Genomic DNA, 16,524 nt, shown 5'->3' on the forward strand with positions numbered 1-16,524 from the left:
CTTCTGCATCCCCATGGGGAAGGTCCGCCTGCGCTATCGCTCGGACTCCCGCTTTTTCTGTTCCCTGAGGGCGGCGCGATATTCTTCCGGGGTGTTGACATTACAGGCCGCCCAAGGGTCGATGAGGCCTGGCGGCGTCTCGACGACGCGCAGCTTTTGCAGCACATCCATCAGACGGTACTGCCCCGCCTGGAGGGCCTCCTCAAAATGGTCTTGCGTCCGTCTGTGGTACAGGGCGAACAAGGGGTGAAGCCGCTCCTGCGCCCGGACCACGACCGCATCCCACGACCCCGCTTGGCCGGCGAAAGCGATCAGCCGCCTAAGCTGTGACCGCTCCGCAAAGGGCAGATCGCAGGAGAGCATCAGCAGCACCTCCTCGCTGCGCATCCGAAAGGCCGTGACGATCCCGCTGACCGGCCCGGCCGACGGCACCAGGTCCCGCGTGATTTCCACATCTGCGCCGGATATCAGCTGCCCCTTCTCTATCAACGTCTCCGGTCTGTTGGAAACGATCAGGCAGGGCAGACCTGTGCCGGCGATCTCCTGTTGCAGGTGGGCAATCAGGGTTCTCCCCCGCCACTCCAGCAGCTCTTTAGGCGTGCCCATCCGGCTGCTTTTTCCCCCGGCCAAAATGACGCCGGCCAGCTCCTCTCTCACTCTCGCTCCCCCGTTCCTGTTCGGTCACTCCTGCGCTTCGCTTTTCCATCCAACTGAAAGCAGCAAACCTTTCGCCCTCGTTTACCGATAATAGAATATGCTTCGAATATAGCAAATAAGGAGCGGTCACATGCACTTTTTCCGTAAATTATCAATCAGATCCAAAATACACCTGCTCGTTTTCGCCGTTTCGCTGTTCATGGCGGGCGCTGTCCTGACCAGTGCGGTGCTGATCCAGGCAGGAGGCGTCCAGACCGATACGCTGCTGCTCCTCGCAGGCGTCCTGATCGCTCTGCTCGGAGTCGGGCAGATGCTGCTCTACCCGTTTACGAGACGCCTCCATAAGCGGCTTTCCGCAATCGCGGCCGCGATGGAGAGTGCGGCGGCGGGCGATTTTTCCCGCAGGCCAAGCGACACCGCCAGCGATGAAGTCGGCCGCATTTCGCAGGCCTATGAACAGATGGTCGGCGATTTGCAAGATGTGCTCGGGACGGTTGTGCTCTCTTCGCGCGAGCTGGCGGCCTCTCTGGACAGCCTGTCCTCCCGTGCCGTACTGGCGGGCGAGAGGGGGACGGACATCGCGGCGCACGCGACCGAAGCCGCTATCAGTGCCGAGGAGCAGCTCCGTCGCATCGAAGCGAGCATCCGGGCGATCCGGGACATCGCGGCGGATGCCGCGATCATCAGCTCCCAATCGGAAGAAATCTCCCATGCCGTCAGCCGGACGGGGCGGAAAAGCGCCGAGGGAGACGAAGCGATCCAAGAGCTGGCCGAGCAGATGGACAGCATCTACACCATTATGGATCAACTGGCCCTGGTGATTCAGGAGCTGGGGGGACGGTCCCAGGAGATCGGCCAGATCACCAGCGTCATCACCGGCCTGGCAGGACAGACCAACTTATTGGCCCTGAACGCCGCGATTGAAGCCGCCCGCGCAGGCGAGCACGGACGAGGCTTCGCGATTGTCGCAGACGAGGTGCGGAAGCTGGCCGAAGAATCGGCGCGCTCTGCGGAGAGAATCGAAATCTTGATCACCAGCATTCAGAAAGAAACGGAGCAGGCCGTCCTGACCATGGCCACCGGCAGTGCCGAGGTCGCCGAAGGGATCCGCGCCGCGGGCGAGGCCAGAGCTTCGTTTGCGGAAATGCGCGACGCCATTCTCTCCCTGGCAAGCAGTGTACAGGCTGTCTCCGAGCGGGCGCAAAGCATGTCCCGTACCTCTGCATCGGCGCTGGATGCTGTCACGGAGGCCGCTGAGACCGCCGCTCGCTCCGCGCATCAGACGCAGGCGGTATCCGCTGCCTCCCGCGAGCAGACGGAAGCCTTGCAGGAAGTATCCGCCGCGGTCCGCAACTTGACCGATACCTCAGCCGAATTGGGCCGCCTGACCAGCCGCAAGCGCCTTTAAGCGCCTAGAGGCTCCAACTTGGCATCTCGGGGCTTCTCTTGACTTCTCGCTCCCGTGGCTTCTCCTGGCTCCAGTGGTTCTCGTGGTATCTCGTAGCTTCTCTTGGCTTCTCGACTCCTTTTGTCCTCTCGACTCCTTTTGTCCTCACATGCCGGGCAACAAGCCCGGCTTTTTTCTTTTTCTTCCCGAGATAAATATTCTCAAAATTGAGAGGATTATATCAATTGCCCGTCGAAAGGGTTGTTACCTGTCTGTTTGCGTATGGGCAAGCAGCCTGCGAACCGGGTTTCCCACGAGGGAGAAGCCTGCTTTTCCCATTAACCATGCGAATAGGAGGAGAGAGGCGATGAGCATTTTGCGCGACTTCCAGGAGATCACGCAGCAGGTGGCCGAGGCGATCTCAGCCGCTCTGCAGGTCGAGACGGAGATCGTCGATGATACCATGACGATTATTGCCGGCACAGGCAAGTACAAAGAGCGGATCAATCTGCAGGAGGAAGGCGGAGAAATCGATGCGGGCTATCTGTACGGCCGGGTGCTGCGAACCAACCAGCCCTTTTTCATCGAGGATGCGCGGAGCGATCCTTCCTACGATCCTTCTGTGCTGGAGGGCGTGACCGAAGAGCTGGCCGAGCTCTGTACTCCGATCCACTACAAGGGCAAGGTCATCGGGGTCATCGGCCTGATCGCCTTCAACGAGACTCAGCGTCGGCAGCTGATCCACAATCGCCTGGCCTACCTCACCTTCCTGCAGCGGATGACCGAGCTGCTCACGGGGAAAATCGCCGAGCAGGAGGCGTGGAACGAGTGGAAAAAAACCTTTACCAAGCTGGAGACGCTGATCGAATCGATTCACGAGGGCATTATCGCGATCGATGATCAAGGCATCGTCATCACCTGCAATCGCACGGCCCAGCAGTTGATTCAGCGGTCCAAGGATGAGCTGATCGGCACTCCGCTGGGCGAAATCTGGGCGGACTCTCCGATGCTGCAGGTCTTGCAGACGGGCAGCGGCTATGTCGAGCAGGAGGAGATCTATCAGCTCGGGGATCACGAAATGCACTTCATCGTCACCGCCCGCCCGATCCACGTCGACGACCGCGTGACCGGCGTGGTCGCCTCTTTCCGGCGGATGGCCGACATGCGCCGCCTCGCCTACGTATTGACCAATGAGCACAAGGACCTCTATTTTTCCGAGATCATCGGCAAAAGCCGCTCGCTGGCCCTGGTGATCAAACAGGCCGAACAGGTAGCCAGAGGCACCTCCAATATCCTGATCACCGGCGAGAGCGGCACGGGAAAAGGCATGCTGGCTGCGGCTATCCACTTCGCCAGCAACCGGCGGAGCGGCCCTTTCATCATCGTCAACTGCGGGGCGATCCCGGAGACCCTCTTGGAAAGCGAGCTGTTCGGCTACGTCGCCGGCGCTTTTACGGGAGCGAAACGGGAGGGCAAAGCGGGCAAATTCGAGCTGGCTGACGGCGGGACGATCTTTTTGGATGAGATCGGCGACCTGCCGCTCCATCTGCAGGTCAAGCTGCTCCACGTCCTGCAGAGCAAGCAGGTGGAGAGAGTCGGCTCCAATCAGCTGATCCCGGTCAATATCCGGGTCATTTCCGCCACCAACAAAAATCTGGAGGAGATGGTGCGCGACCGGGAGTTCCGCGAAGACCTCTACTTCCGGCTGAACGTCATCCCGCTGCACATGCCCGCCCTCAGGGAGCGGGTCGAAGACATCCCTTTGCTCATGGACTACTTTTTGGCGAAATACCGGGATCTGCTCAACCATCCCATACTCGACTTCACCCCCGAGGTGAGGGCGCTGTTCATGCATTACCACTGGCCGGGCAATGTGCGGGAGCTGGAAAATGCGATCGAATACGCCGTCAATATGGAGGTCTCCCCTTATATCGGGATGGACAGCGTCCCGATGCGCATCCGCCAGCATCACAGCGTCAGCGGCATCGCCTCCCCCGTCGAGGGCGACCAGCCGCTGAAGGAGAGGCTGCAGCGCCATGAGCGGCAGATCCTCTACAGCATGCTCCAGCAGTACGGCCATTCGCTGGAGGCCAAAAAGCTGGTAGCCGAAAAGCTGGATATCGGCCTGGCTACACTCTATCGAAAACTGGAGGGACATCGACTTCTCAACGATGAGAAAGTATTCTAATTTCTAGGAAGCAACGAACGAGGTCTCGCCGGTCGTCTGCTTCCTTTTTGCTGTACGGGCGCTCCGTTTTTCGAAAATTCAAAATTGGCATTGTTTTTGCTAGTACCCAGTAGTACGAAAAGAAAGCGAGGGGGGTTCCCATGCTAGGTCCTATGGTGGAGCTTCAAAATGTCGTCAAACGCTTCGGCCAACATACAGTCGTTCACGATCTGTCCCTCCACATCGAGAAGGGCGAGTTTCTCACGCTGCTCGGCCCGAGCGGCTGCGGCAAGACCACGACGCTGCGGATGATCGCCGGTTTTGAGCTTCCGACATCCGGCCATGTGAAGCTGGATGGAGAGTTCGTCGAAAATTTGCCCGCCTACTCCCGTGATGTCAACACCGTCTTTCAAAGCTACGCCTTGTTTCCGCATCTGAACGCCTTTGAAAATGTGGCGTTTGGTTTGCGTGTCAAAAAAGTGGCGAAGACAGATATCGAGCAGCGGGTGCGGCAGGCGCTCCGCCTGGTTCAGCTCGAGGAGTACGCCACGCGAAAACCGGACCAGCTCAGCGGCGGACAGCGGCAGCGGATCGCCATCGCACGCGCCCTGGTCAACAACCCCAAGGTGCTGCTCTTGGACGAACCTCTGGGCGCCCTGGACCAAAAGCTGCGCAAGCAGATGCAGGTCGAGCTGAAGCATCTGCAAAAACAGCTCGGCATTACCTTTGTCTTCGTCACCCACGACCAGGAAGAGGCGCTCACCATGTCGGACCGTATCGCCGTCATGAACAAAGGCATTCTGGAGCAGGTGGGCACGCCGGCCGATATCTACGACCGTCCGGCGACCCGCTTTGTCGCGGAATTCATCGGAGAGACCAATCTGCTCACCGGCACGGTCAAAGCCCGGGACGCCGAACGGATGCTGATCGACTGCGAGGGGCTGCAGGTAGCCGCGGCGGCCCAGTCCATCCCGGAAAATGAGCAGGTCACGGTGGCGATCCGGCCGGAGAAATCGGCTCTGAGTCTGGAGCCTGTGCAGACGGATGCCGGACGGCTGGTCCAGATTCCAGGGAGGCTCACGGAGCGCATCTACTGCGGCGGAATCACGCGCACGGTCATTACCCTGAAGGGCGGCATCCCCTTTGTCGCCGTGGAAAAGACGGATCAGCTCCTCCCTGTCGGGGAAGGCGACGAATTGTTCGTCAACTGGCAGCCCGAGCACGGGGTGGTGTTAACCCGATGAAAGCCCCGGTCATCGACTCTGCCTCCTCTGCAAAAACCGCGATGGCACCCCCCAAACGGCTTGTCCGCGATTACGGGAAGACCTGGACGATCGGGCCCATCCTGATCTGGATGACGGCTCTCTTCCTCTTGCCGTTGATTTTGATATTCGGCGTCAGCTTTTTTACCCGCAGTTCGTTTGGCGGGATCGAAGCCCCGCTCACGCTGGAAAACTACGTCCGTTTTTTCGACCCGCTGTATTTGAAAATTCTCTGGGTTTCCTGTGTGCTGGCCTTTTTTACGACGGCGATCTGCCTGGTGCTGGGCTATCCCTTCGCCTATATCATCGCCCGCTCTCCCGCCTCCTGGCGCAATATTTTGATGCTGCTGATCATCGTACCCTTCTGGACCAATTCGCTGATTCGCACCTACGCCTGGATCGTCTTGCTCCGGACCGAAGGCGTGATCAACACTTTTTTGCTCCAGCTCGGCATCATCAGTCAGCCCTTGCCACTCCTCTATAACGAGACGGCCGTCCTGATCGGTCTGGTCTATACCATGCTGCCCTTCATGGTGCTGCCGCTGTACGCCTCGATCGAAAAGCTGGACCGCTCGCTGCTCGAAGCATCCGCCGATCTGGGCGCCCGACCGCTGCAGACCTTCTGGAAGGTGACGCTGCCGCTGACCGCTCCGGGCATCATGGCCGGTTCCTTGCTCGTCTTCATCCCGTCGCTCGGCCTCTTCTTTATCCCCGATCTGATGGGAGGCAGCAAGACGGTGCTGATCGGCAATCTGATCAAAAATCAGTTTCTCACGGCGCGCGACTGGCCGTTCGGGTCTGCCAGCTCCATTATTCTGATGGCGCTGACGCTCTTGTTCATCACGGCGTACATCCTGATCAGCAAAGACAAAGAAGGAAAGGAGCTGATCTAGGATGCGCTCCTCGCTCGGCCAAAAACTATCCGTTCTCTACGCTTCGCTGGTCTATCTCTTTCTGTATATGCCCATCGCGATCCTGATCCTCTATTCGTTCAACCAATCCAAGCTGAACGCCGTCTGGACCGGCTTTACCTTTGACTGGTATGTCAAGCTGATGCAAAACAGCGATGTCCTGGACGCGATGAAGACCTCTCTCATCGTCGCGCTGATCAGCACGATCGCGGCGACAATGATCGGGACGCTGGCCGCTGTGGGCATGTACCGCTACCATTTTCGCGGCAAGACGGCGCTCGATGCCATGCTCTATCTGCCAATCGTCATCCCCGAAATCGTGATGGGCATCTCCATGCTGGCCCTGTTCGCCCAGCTCCAGGTGCCGCTCGGCTATCTGACGCTGATCGCTGCGCACATCACGTTTTCCGTCCCCTTTGTCGTCGTCGTGGTCCGCGCCCGCCTGGCCGGCTTTGACAAGAGCATCGAGGAAGCCGCGATGGACCTCGGCGCCACTCCCTGGCAAACCTTTGTCAAGGTGACGATGCCTGTCATCGCGCCGGGCATTCTGGCCAGCGCCCTGCTCGCCTTCACCCTGTCCATCGACGATGTGATCATCAGCTTTTTCGTGGCGGGGCCGGCCAGCGCAACGCTGCCCTTGAAGATTTTCTCCATGGTGAAATTCGGGGTGACACCGGAAATTAACGCCTTGTCGACGCTGATGCTGGCCGTCACGCTCGTCATCGTCATTTTTGCGGAGCGACTGCGGATGCGCAAGCAATAGGGCGCCGCCCTCGAGGCACAGCTTGCCAGCTATCGCGCACGCCATCGCGAGCAAAACAAAGCGCTTGTCACCGGTTACAAATACGCATCGATCCAAAAGGGGGATGTTTATGAAGAAAGGCTTCAGGCAAATCGCTGCGGTCGCTATTTTGTCGCTGTCTATGGTCCTGACAGCGGTGGGATGCAGTTCATCGACCTCGTCACAGGGGGAGAATGGCCTGTCCAAGGAGTTGAACGTCTTTAACTGGTCCGAATACCTCCCGGACCGCGTCATCAAGGGATTTGAGGAGAGGTATGGCGTCAAGGTGAATTACAGCACGTTTTCCTCCAACGAAGAGATGCTGGCCAAGGTATCTGCGGGCGGGGGCATTTACGACCTGATCGTAGCCAGCGACTTTTTGATCCAATCGATGATCAAGCAAGGGCTGATCGAGCCGATCGATCTGAACAACATACCCAACTTCAAGAATCTCGATCCCGATCTGATCAACAAAGAGCATGACCCCGGCAACAAGTACAGCGTTCCCTATATGGGCAATACGGTGTCGCTGGGGTACAATCCCGACCAGATCAAGACCAGCATCACTAGCTTTGAAGATCTGTGGAAGCCGGAGTTGAAAGGGCAGATCGTAATGGTAGACGATCAGCGCTTTATTCTCGGGATGGTGTTGAAAACGCTGGGCTATTCGGGGAACGACACCGACCCGGCCCATCTGGAGGAAGCCAAGCAAAAGATGCTGAAGCTGATGCCGAATATCAAGGCGTTTGACAGCGACAGCCCGAAAACATTGCTGATCAATGGAGAAGTGAATGTGGCGGTCGTATGGGGGCCGGAAATCGCGCTGGCGCAGCGCGAAAAGCCGCAGATCACCACGGTGATGCCCAAGGAAGGGATGATGATCACCTTTGACAATCTGCTCATCCCGGCCAAAGCCAAGCACAAGAAGACCGCGGAGGCCTTCATCAATTATCTGCTGGAGCCGGAGGTCAATGCGGAGATCGCCAAGGACTTCCCGTACATCAGCCCCAACAAAGAGGCACGCAAGCTGATCGACAAAGAAACACTGGCGAACATCGCCATTTATCCGCCGCCCGAAGAGATGAAGCGGATCGAAAGCCTTGCCGATATCGGCGATGCGGTCAAGTTATACGACCGCATCTGGTCTGAGGTGAAAAGCTCGCAGTAGTTCGGCAAATCATAGGAAAAGAGAAGGGAACGGCTCCGATGCAGGCGATCGGAGCCGTTTGCTGTTTCGATTCACCGCGCTCCGCTGCGTTTTCCCTGTTCATCCGGGAGAGAGGTGCAAGCGGTATTTTGGACTTTTTTCTACCTCAATTCGTCCAACCAACATTACAAACGCCCGAATATGATAGGGAAGCACAAATAGAAAGGGAGTGCTTCATGAGTAAAGAGGATATGCTGCGTCCAGGAACGGTGGAAGCTGGCAACAACATCTAGCGCGTGTTCGTGCAGGATATCTCCGGTTCCGGCATCGGATTGTATACGGCTAAGACTGGTCCGGATCATCCCGCTGGACCTGGCCTAAAGGTGCTATTCGGGGGCGGCCCGGGGACAACCTTTCATACGATTCGCTCCTATACCGGTGGAACCGATTATATTCAAGACGTAGAAGCCAAGAATTCCACGAATACGGTTGTGTTTCTCGATCCATTTGGTACGGTTATCCCAATCGGCACCACCGGCTTTCGGACCATCTATGAACTGCCTGGTCCGCCCGATACTCCCGATGCACTCTTCATTCAGTCCAGATGTCAATGTGAACGGGACCACCTTTGAGGACTCCACGATCGAGGTGACTACAACCGTCGTCAACAATGGATTGACTCCGGTTACGATCGGTATCCGATACCTCTTGGATTTTCAGATTGGCGCAGACGATGGTCCCATTTTTCAAGCGATGAATCCGGATGGTCCCGTTCTGACCCATGAGACAGAGTTTCTGAATCCATTGTTTGAATCGTTCCGCATCGAAGACAATGACCGCAACCCGAACCCGCCTACCTTTAACGTTTTTGGAACCGTAACCGGGCCTGCGACAGTCGTTCCTCCTCCGACACCTCCCGACTTGCTGCAGTATGTTGACTGGGCCAATGCGTTCCAGACTGCCTTTGAATACACCGTTGACCCTAATCTGGAGATCGCTTCCCCGGGAGACAGTGCGGTACATTACTTTTTCGGCCACAATCTGGCGAGCGCCATCACACTCCTTCCCGAAGGCAGGGTCACTGTTTCCGCCTCTCTGTTCCTCACCCTTCCGCAGCCGCCTGTGCCGCCAAATGGAGGGTATTGAAGGTAGCGATCCATCGTGAGAATCTTGCTTGCCACATATTGGAGGATGCCGCATGTCGGAGGCGTGAACACATTTCTTCAGACACTCAAAAAGGAGCTGGGGCTTCAGGGGCATCAGGCAGATGTGCTCGCCTATCATCCTAGCAGGACAAAAATCTATCTCGTCGATAAAGAGAAGGAAATAGACATACGCGAGATTACAAACCTGGTCGCCAATAAGGTATTTCATTACTACGAGAGGTATTTTCCCACTGTTGAGCCTTGGATTCGCTGGCAGGAGGTAGAGCGGTATGCCTTTGAACTGGCCATTTCCTTGTTTGATTTGAGCGGGTATGACTTGATTCACACCCAGGATGCCGTATCTGCGAGAGCCTTTTGGCGAATAAAACCCGATCACATCCCCCAGGTGGCTACATTGCACGGTTTGATCGCTTATGAATACGTCCATTCCGGCATGATTGTGCGCAAAGACAGTCTCCGGTGGAAATACCTGGCCAGGGGAGAATACTATGGCGCCGTCTCGTCCGACTGTACCATGGTTCCCACGAGATGGCTGCTGCAAGAATGACACGACGCTTGCGGTGTTCCCGAGGGCAAATTTGCAATCGTTCCCTATGGGATTAATCTTTCTTATTTCGATAGACATGGAAACGACGATTGTTTTTCCCGGGAGCGCTCCGCCTCGAAGCCGTTTGTGATTGCGTGCCCGGCGCGGCTGGTGCAGGGATGTTGTCCGGCGACGGCTCCGGCGCAGCATAGCGAGCTGCCGCCAAAGGTAGAGGAACCGAGCTGGAAGGGATTTTCCTCCATCTGGCCCTACCATTTTTTCTTGATATCGGGTTCGGAGCCGTTTTCTTGTGGCGTTTTACGCAATGGAGGATCTGCTTGTCTCAAGACCAGTGTGCCGGACGCTCCAGGGACGGCGGCAATTTTGTGCGGGCGTCGCCCTTTGCCGCATTGAGCTGGGCTTGGGTGAGAAAAATGCTCCCGGTGAGGTCAGCTCCGCTCAGGTCAGCGTCCCGGAAATCGGCCCCGATGAGGTCGGCTGCACGGAGGTCTGCCTCTCTGAGGTCGGCCGCGATCAGATACGCGCCTCTCAAGTTGGCGCACCGCAGATCCGCTTTTTTCAGTTTGGCTCCGATGAGGTCAGCTCCCCGGCCATACTTTTGTTTGCTTGGTGCCCCCTTATGACGCGAACGGGCTTCATCCCGGACAAGCTCGCTGGTTTTGAGGAGCAGTTCATTCACCTTGGCACGGTGGGCGGCTGCGTCTACTTTCAGGAGAGCGTCGGCATCGAGGTCAGTGAGGCGCAAGGTTTCCTCGAGCGCTGAGCGGATCTGGCCGTGGATCAAACGAGCCGGCTGCAAAGTCAAAGCCTCGCTCAGATACCAGAGCAGTTCATGCAGCTGCCGCATTACCGGCAGCACCTCAAACATTTTTTTCGCCGTTTCCGGAAACTTGCGCCAGTCACGTCCCCCGAATGTTTGCTGAGACACCTTTTGTCCGGCGCCAAAGCAATCGTAGACCGTGCATCCGCGAAAGCCCAGTTGCCTGAGACGGTTGTGAACGCCGCAGCGAAAGTCGGCCTGCAGGTTTTGACAGGGTTGTCCAGCTTCTTTGTTTACGGCGAAGTCTGCCGAAGCTGCAAAAGGCAAGGCGACACAGCACAAACCAAAGCATTTTTCGCAGTCTGCTTGCAGAGTCGGCAAAAGATCCCGAATCTCGTCATTTCCAGTCATGGGGTGATTTCCTCCCGCTCTATCGGATTCCAAATCTACTTTTCTATGATCGTAAGGCAAACATGCGAGCGAATGCAATCCGCCTGACATACTCTAGCATTTCTTTTACACACTCGCAATTGTACCATTCTCGTCTGTTTCCAGTAGACACGGAAGATCACGGAGAGTGGTGGGGGCGCTCACTGCAGGGAGGTAAAGTTTTTTCCATGGAGAACTCCCCCTTATAACCGCGCCCGGCAAAGCCTCAACACAGAGCGCAGAAACAGGGAAATGAAAACGGCAGAAGGAGAGAAAAATGAAAAGCAATCCCTTCGCATTGGCATTGGCAGGAATTATGGCTATCATCGCACTGGGCTGTTCCGCCCCCACATCATCCCCGTCATCAAAACCGACAGGGAAAGAAGAGCCTCCTCACGAAAACGTGATGCGGTTGGGGCGAAATGAAGGAACCGGCGTAAACCGCGAAACCCTGCTTGTTTTGCATACAGATGACTTACGTACAGCAGAGGGAAAGGAAACGACAGGCAACTGGCAGGATCACTCGATTTTTAACGGGGAAATCAGCTTGCCGATCCTGAATTACGCGTGGAAGGACGCCTTTACGCTAGAGGTAACCTTCCCCAAGATCGATTCGGCTTCTTATGAAGAGATCAGAAAGTGGATGAATACCGAGGGGGGACAGCAGCAAACACTCGCTGTCCGCTATGAGTGAACATTCGGTTGGAAAAGCGCTGCGCTTACCGGCAGGGCGAAAGGAGGAGCGGGAGCATACATATGCTTCCGCTCTCGCATCTGCCCCTGTGAAGAGCTACCGTGCCACTTTCATCTCCTTGGCGAGCTGCGCGATGCCCTCTTCGATGCATGCCAGCACGTAATCGATCTGCTCGTACGAGATCACGGCCGGCGGCTCGATGCGGATCACGGTGGCATTATTCAGCGTGCCGCCGACGAGAATTTTTTTGCCGAAAAGCATCTTGGCCAGCGTGTAGCCGAGGCTGTTGTTGGCGAACTCCATGCCGATCAAGAGACCGCGTCCGCGCACCTGCACCATCACCTCGGGATACTGCTCCTGGATTTCGCGGAGCCGCAGCATGATATAGTCGCCTTTTTCCTTGGCCATCTGCGGGATGTTGTCCTCCAGGATCGTGTGGATGCCGGCGATGGCTCCGGCGCAGCAAAGCGGGTTGCCGCCAAAGGTAGAGGAGCCGAGCAGGAAGGGATTCTCCTCCATTTTGCCCCACCATTTTTTCTTGGCGACCATCGCCGCGATCGGCATTACTCCGCCGCCAAAGGCTTTGCCAAGCGTCATAATATCCGGCACGACGTTCCAGTGATCGACGCCAAACAGGGTGCCCGTGCGGCCCATCCCGGTCTGGATCTCATCGACGATCAAGAGGCACTCGTACTTGTCGCAGATTTCGCGCAGGCGCGGCAGATAGTCGTCTGGCGGGATATTGACGCCGCCTTCTCCCTGGATCGGCTCGACGATCACCCCGGCCACCGTCTCGCCTGTCGCGATCAGCATGCGGATCGCCTGCTCCACTGCGTCCGCGTCGCCAAAGGGCACGTGCTGGAAGCCAGGCACGAGCGGCATGTACGGCTCGCGGAACGTCGCTTTCCCGGAAGCCGAGAGAGAAAACATCGTCTTGCCGTGAAAGCCCTTTTCAGTGGAAATGAAATATTTCTTGCCAGTCGCCAGCCTCGCCAGCTTCAGCGCCATTTCGTTGGCTTCGGTGCCGCAATTGACTAGATAGGAGTGCTGCAAATCCCCCGGAGTGATATACGCGACCAGCTTGGAAAGATAGCCGCGCAGCGGGTCCACCATCTCCTGACTGTGCAGCGCGTACCGCTTCAGCTGAGACTCCACCGCCTTGACTACCTTGGGGTGGCGATGGCCGAGCAGGTAAACCCCGTACCCGCCGAGACAATCGATATACTCATCCCCCATCGTATCGCGGAAGATCGCACCCTCATCTTCCCATTCCACCACGGAGAAATCGTTGGAGACGGACTTGCGGTGGGCCAGAATCGCTTTGGTCACATGATTCGTAAAGTTCTCGATGGAATCGCTCACGATCTTCTTCTTTTGCTCCACATTCAGGGTCTCACTTTCGATAAAAGTGAGTATTTCCTTTGCCAGTTCCAAAGACTCTTCCCGGGTTTTGCGCTCCATGCTCCTCATCCTTTCCAAATTGGTTATTCAATACGGGAAAGTTGCAAGAACAATGCCAGAGGAAAAAAGGAAAAGGAAGCGATGGAATCCCCTGTTTCCGCACGGCAGGGAACGTAAAATGAGAATGTTATTTCTCAAAATGTAGAAAACCGGCTTCGCCAAGACTTTGGCACAGGCGAGGGAGAGGACAGGACAGGAAAAGACGGACAGCCCCCCCTTTTTTTCGTGCAAAGAACAGATTGACAATCCTGGTGAAATGCTTATAATAGGTATTAGATAATAATAATTCTAATTTAGGAGTGATTCTACTATGGAAAATCTTTTCCCGGTATTGAATAAACAACTCGCCAACTGGACGGTCCTGCGCATGAAGCTGCAAAATTACCACTGGAATGTAAAGGGGCCTGCTTTCTTCACGCTCCATACCAAATTTGAAGAACTGTACAATGAAGCTACCAGCCTCATCGACACTTTGGCCGAGCACATCCTGGCCCTGGGCGGCAAACCTGTCGCCACACTGGGCGATAGTCTCCGCGACGCCAGCATCGAGGAAGCCAGCGATCGGGAAACGGCGGAAGAAATGGTCCACACCTTGGTGGAAGACTTTACTCTTCTCATCGACGAATTGAAAGACGGCATGAAAAAGGCGGAAGCACTTGAGGAAGAGGGCACGGCTGATCTGTTCCTGTCGATCAAGACCGGATTGGAGAAACACGTCTGGATGTTCAAAGCTTTTCTGGGATAAGGCATCGCAAAGGAGAGAAACCATCTTCGCGCTCCCTTCCCAGTTGTGAAGTCTCAAGCTGCCCGCATATCGGGCGATACAAAAGAGGGCACTTGCGCTGGATGCACAATTGCCCTCTTTTTTGCTGCCATTCTATGACTCCAAGGAAAATACAAGTTTTCTCCCATCCTTTTCAATTTTCACATTTGGTAAATGCTTGATGGCTTTGTGAATCCCGATATAAGGACTCGCGAACTCCACGCCACATCGTTTTTTCAGCTCGTCGCAGAGATCGTTCAGCGTCATGGCGGACATCTCTTTCAGGATGCGCTCCACCTGTGCAGCTACGGCTTCATAGTCGTGGCGGATATGGGTCTTCCTCGTCTTTACCCGCCCCATCGCTTCTGCCATCGCGCTTTCGGAAAAATCCTGCTCTTCTTCGGCCGGGACATATTCGTCGACCGTCCCGTCCAATTGGTCCAACTCACGCACACGGGCCAAAATTTGCTTAATATCCTGTCCGAGCTGCTTGTCCTGATCAACGTATTGGCGCCGAAGGGAAGCTCGTTGCTCCAAGAGAGATTGCAAAGTCATATGCAAAGCTTTACGTTCCGTCAGGTATTCAACCATAGCTTTCTCCTTTTTTCAACGATTTTGATATCCCTTATCATAATAGAATTGTCTTTACTTGAAAACGGTTGATTTGTCAACAACAAAGCAGTTAACAAACAGGGCTATTTACAAAACCGGCCGACCAGGGACAGCTGCAAAAGTAGAGTAGAGAACTGAAACTTTTGGGCGACCATATGGTCGCCTTACTCATTTCAGCTCCCCCTCATCAAACCGTACGTGAGGTTTTCCCTCATACGGCTTTCCGATGCTCTTCTTTCTTTGGCATTCGGTAGTCCTCTCCGGCAAGTTTCACCAATGATCCCCGTGTGGCTTTCATTACCTCCCCGACCCTGGAATGCTTGTTTCGCACATTCCTTTTCTTGTTAACGAATAGCGTCAGCCTTTCTATTACATACCAATCAATTCTGTTTAACCATCTTGCTGCTATAGTTGAAATTGAATAGTAGTTCTTGAATCCCTTAAGCTTTCGATTAAGCCCTTGTACCACCTCATGCAGCGGCCAGTACAACTTGCTGCGCGGTTCGGTGTACATCTTAATTTTCCGTCTCATTTCTTTCATTGCTTTCTTGCTTGGAATATGTGACATGACATATATCCTTTTTCCACCTTTAATGAGAACGGGAAATTTTCGATGATGAAAACCGAGGAAGTCAAAGCCTGCGGTGTTGTCCCAGATATTGATCAATCGAGACTTTTCCTTGCTAAGAGTCAGGTCAAGTTTGCTCATAATGGCCTTTATAACCTGAATGCTTTCCAAGGCATCCTTTTTCGTCTTGCACATGACCACGAAATCATCGGCGTATCGAACTAATTTGCCAAGATGAGAAAATTGTTTCTCCCAGATTGTATCCATGTAGTTGAGGTAAATGTTCGCAAGCAGCGGCGAAATTACTCCTCCTTGCGGAGTTCCCCAATCCGTTTCATGGAACTGTACACCTTCCATGACACCTGCTTGCAGCCATTTTCGAATCAGTTTTAGTACTCTGCGGTCCGAAATCCTTTGCTCAACCAGTTTCATCAGCTTCTCCTGATTGATGTTGTCAAAGTACCCCTTGATGTCTACATCAACTACCCAATATGCCTGTTTGCTCGCTTTTCTGATTTGTGCAATCGCCTGGTGGGCATTTCGTTTCGGTCGGAATCCATATGAGCAATCTTTAAAGTCCGCCTCGAAAATTGGCTCAATGACCATTTTGGTTGCCATTTGGACAACTCGATCTCGTATCGTCGGGATGCCAAGCGGTCTTTGCTTCCCATCCGCTTTTGGAATGTACGTGCGTCGAACTGGTGCCGGATGGTACCGTTTTCTCTTTAGGTCGAGGTAGATTTCATTGAGGAATTTACTCTCTCCGTATTCATGTACAATTCTTTCGATTGTCTGTCCGTCCACTCCGCCGCTTCCTTTGTTGGCACGCACTCTGCGCCATGCTTCGGCGAGGATGTCAGGACGATACACCTTGTCATACAGAGCATGAAATCGCCGTTTTGGATTTTCCTTGGCACAAAGATATAGGGTTGTCCAAAGTTGTCGAGCTTTTGCATCGGTGTAGTTAGCAAGTTTACTTGCATTCACTCACTCTTACCTCCTTTCAACCCGTGAACAAAGCAGGGCTCCTTTCCTCCATGGAGTTTTGTTGTCTCCACTTCTCTGGTACTATGAGCCCCTCCGACTCCCTCTCTGCCGTCCACCACTTCCCTTACGGTTATAGGTTTCCGCTTTACACTCCGACGGAGTGTGCAAAGTAGGGTCTCCCCAGTTCCGTTCCTTACTTTCTCAGCATACCGTTCCCCTTACCCC

At 55.1% G+C, this 16,524-nt stretch carries 16 protein-coding genes; 11 read left to right on the forward strand and 5 right to left on the reverse strand.

From position 1 onward, the window contains the following. Positions 1 to 33 precede the first annotated feature (33 nt). The gene (gene mobA / locus JD108_RS17610) at positions 34 to 657 is read right to left on the reverse strand and encodes a molybdenum cofactor guanylyltransferase (protein WP_228728189.1); all 624 of its coding nucleotides are present in this window, start codon (positions 655 to 657) and stop codon (positions 34 to 36) included. Between the two features lie 130 nt (positions 658 to 787). On the opposite strand from mobA, the gene JD108_RS17615 reads away from it, so the two are divergent. The 9 genes from JD108_RS17615 (at position 788) to JD108_RS17655 (ending at position 10,025) form a co-directional block, all read left to right on the forward strand. Next, positions 788 to 2,065 carry a methyl-accepting chemotaxis protein gene (locus JD108_RS17615; protein WP_198827286.1) on the forward strand — a complete coding sequence of 426 codons (1,278 nt, stop codon included), beginning with the start codon at positions 788 to 790 and terminating at the stop codon, positions 2,063 to 2,065. Between the two features lie 346 nt (positions 2,066 to 2,411). Further along, on the forward strand, positions 2,412 to 4,232 hold the full coding sequence (locus tag JD108_RS17620; RefSeq protein WP_198827287.1) for a sigma-54-dependent Fis family transcriptional regulator: 1,821 nt from the start codon (positions 2,412 to 2,414) through the stop codon (positions 4,230 to 4,232). Positions 4,233 to 4,372: 140 nt separating this feature from the next. Continuing rightward, complete coding sequence (locus tag JD108_RS17625; protein ID WP_198827288.1) at positions 4,373 to 5,455, forward strand: ABC transporter ATP-binding protein; 1,083 nt, start codon at positions 4,373 to 4,375, stop codon at positions 5,453 to 5,455. A 41-nt stretch (positions 5,456 to 5,496) separates the two neighbouring features. Continuing rightward, complete coding sequence (locus JD108_RS17630) at positions 5,497 to 6,366, forward strand: ABC transporter permease (RefSeq protein ID WP_407649443.1); 870 nt, start codon at positions 5,497 to 5,499, stop codon at positions 6,364 to 6,366. 1 nt (position 6,367) lies between these two features. Next, positions 6,368 to 7,147 (forward strand): ABC transporter permease, encoded by a 780-nt coding sequence (locus JD108_RS17635; RefSeq protein WP_198827289.1) that lies wholly within the window; start codon positions 6,368 to 6,370, stop codon positions 7,145 to 7,147. A gap of 109 nt (positions 7,148 to 7,256) precedes the next feature. Then, positions 7,257 to 8,333 carry a polyamine ABC transporter substrate-binding protein gene (locus JD108_RS17640; RefSeq protein WP_198827290.1) on the forward strand — a complete coding sequence of 359 codons (1,077 nt, stop codon included), beginning with the start codon at positions 7,257 to 7,259 and terminating at the stop codon, positions 8,331 to 8,333. Between the two features lie 38 nt (positions 8,334 to 8,371). Next, the gene (locus JD108_RS17645) at positions 8,372 to 8,605 is read left to right on the forward strand and encodes a hypothetical protein (protein WP_198827291.1); all 234 of its coding nucleotides are present in this window, start codon (positions 8,372 to 8,374) and stop codon (positions 8,603 to 8,605) included. A 319-nt stretch (positions 8,606 to 8,924) separates the two neighbouring features. Continuing rightward, positions 8,925 to 9,458 carry a hypothetical protein gene (locus JD108_RS17650; protein WP_198827292.1) on the forward strand — a complete coding sequence of 178 codons (534 nt, stop codon included), beginning with the start codon at positions 8,925 to 8,927 and terminating at the stop codon, positions 9,456 to 9,458. 63 nt (positions 9,459 to 9,521) lie between these two features. Further along, positions 9,522 to 10,025, forward strand: a complete 504-nt coding sequence (locus JD108_RS17655; RefSeq protein WP_198827293.1) for a glycosyltransferase family 4 protein — start codon at positions 9,522 to 9,524, stop codon at positions 10,023 to 10,025. 322 nt (positions 10,026 to 10,347) lie between these two features. Here the strand turns inward: JD108_RS17655 and JD108_RS17660 are convergent, their stop codons facing one another. Next, positions 10,348 to 11,196, reverse strand: coding sequence for a pentapeptide repeat-containing protein (locus JD108_RS17660; RefSeq protein WP_198827294.1), 849 nt, complete (start codon positions 11,194 to 11,196; stop codon positions 10,348 to 10,350). Between the two features lie 295 nt (positions 11,197 to 11,491). Between JD108_RS17660 and JD108_RS17665 the strand changes: the two genes are divergently transcribed. Then, complete coding sequence (locus JD108_RS17665) at positions 11,492 to 11,908, forward strand: hypothetical protein (protein ID WP_198827295.1); 417 nt, start codon at positions 11,492 to 11,494, stop codon at positions 11,906 to 11,908. A gap of 96 nt (positions 11,909 to 12,004) precedes the next feature. Here JD108_RS17665 and JD108_RS17670 read toward each other — a convergent pair whose 3' ends face one another. After that, entirely contained in the window at positions 12,005 to 13,369 is a 1,365-nt protein-coding gene (locus JD108_RS17670) for a putrescine aminotransferase (protein ID WP_198827296.1), read from the reverse strand. Positions 13,370 to 13,679: 310 nt separating this feature from the next. Between JD108_RS17670 and JD108_RS17675 the strand changes: the two genes are divergently transcribed. After that, positions 13,680 to 14,114, forward strand: a complete 435-nt coding sequence (locus JD108_RS17675; RefSeq protein WP_198827297.1) for a Dps family protein — start codon at positions 13,680 to 13,682, stop codon at positions 14,112 to 14,114. Between the two features lie 132 nt (positions 14,115 to 14,246). Here JD108_RS17675 and JD108_RS17680 read toward each other — a convergent pair whose 3' ends face one another. Together JD108_RS17680 and ltrA are read right to left on the reverse strand one after the other, a co-directional pair. Beyond that, the gene (locus tag JD108_RS17680) at positions 14,247 to 14,723 is read right to left on the reverse strand and encodes a hypothetical protein (protein WP_198827298.1); all 477 of its coding nucleotides are present in this window, start codon (positions 14,721 to 14,723) and stop codon (positions 14,247 to 14,249) included. A 232-nt stretch (positions 14,724 to 14,955) separates the two neighbouring features. After that, a complete protein-coding gene (gene ltrA, locus JD108_RS17685) occupies positions 14,956 to 16,299 on the reverse strand; it encodes a group II intron reverse transcriptase/maturase (RefSeq protein ID WP_198826945.1) in 1,344 nt (447 codons plus the stop codon). Positions 16,300 to 16,524 lie beyond the last annotated feature (225 nt).

The organism is Brevibacillus composti (genome assembly GCF_016406105.1).
Taxonomy (GTDB): Bacteria; Bacillota; Bacilli; order Brevibacillales; family Brevibacillaceae; genus Brevibacillus; species Brevibacillus composti.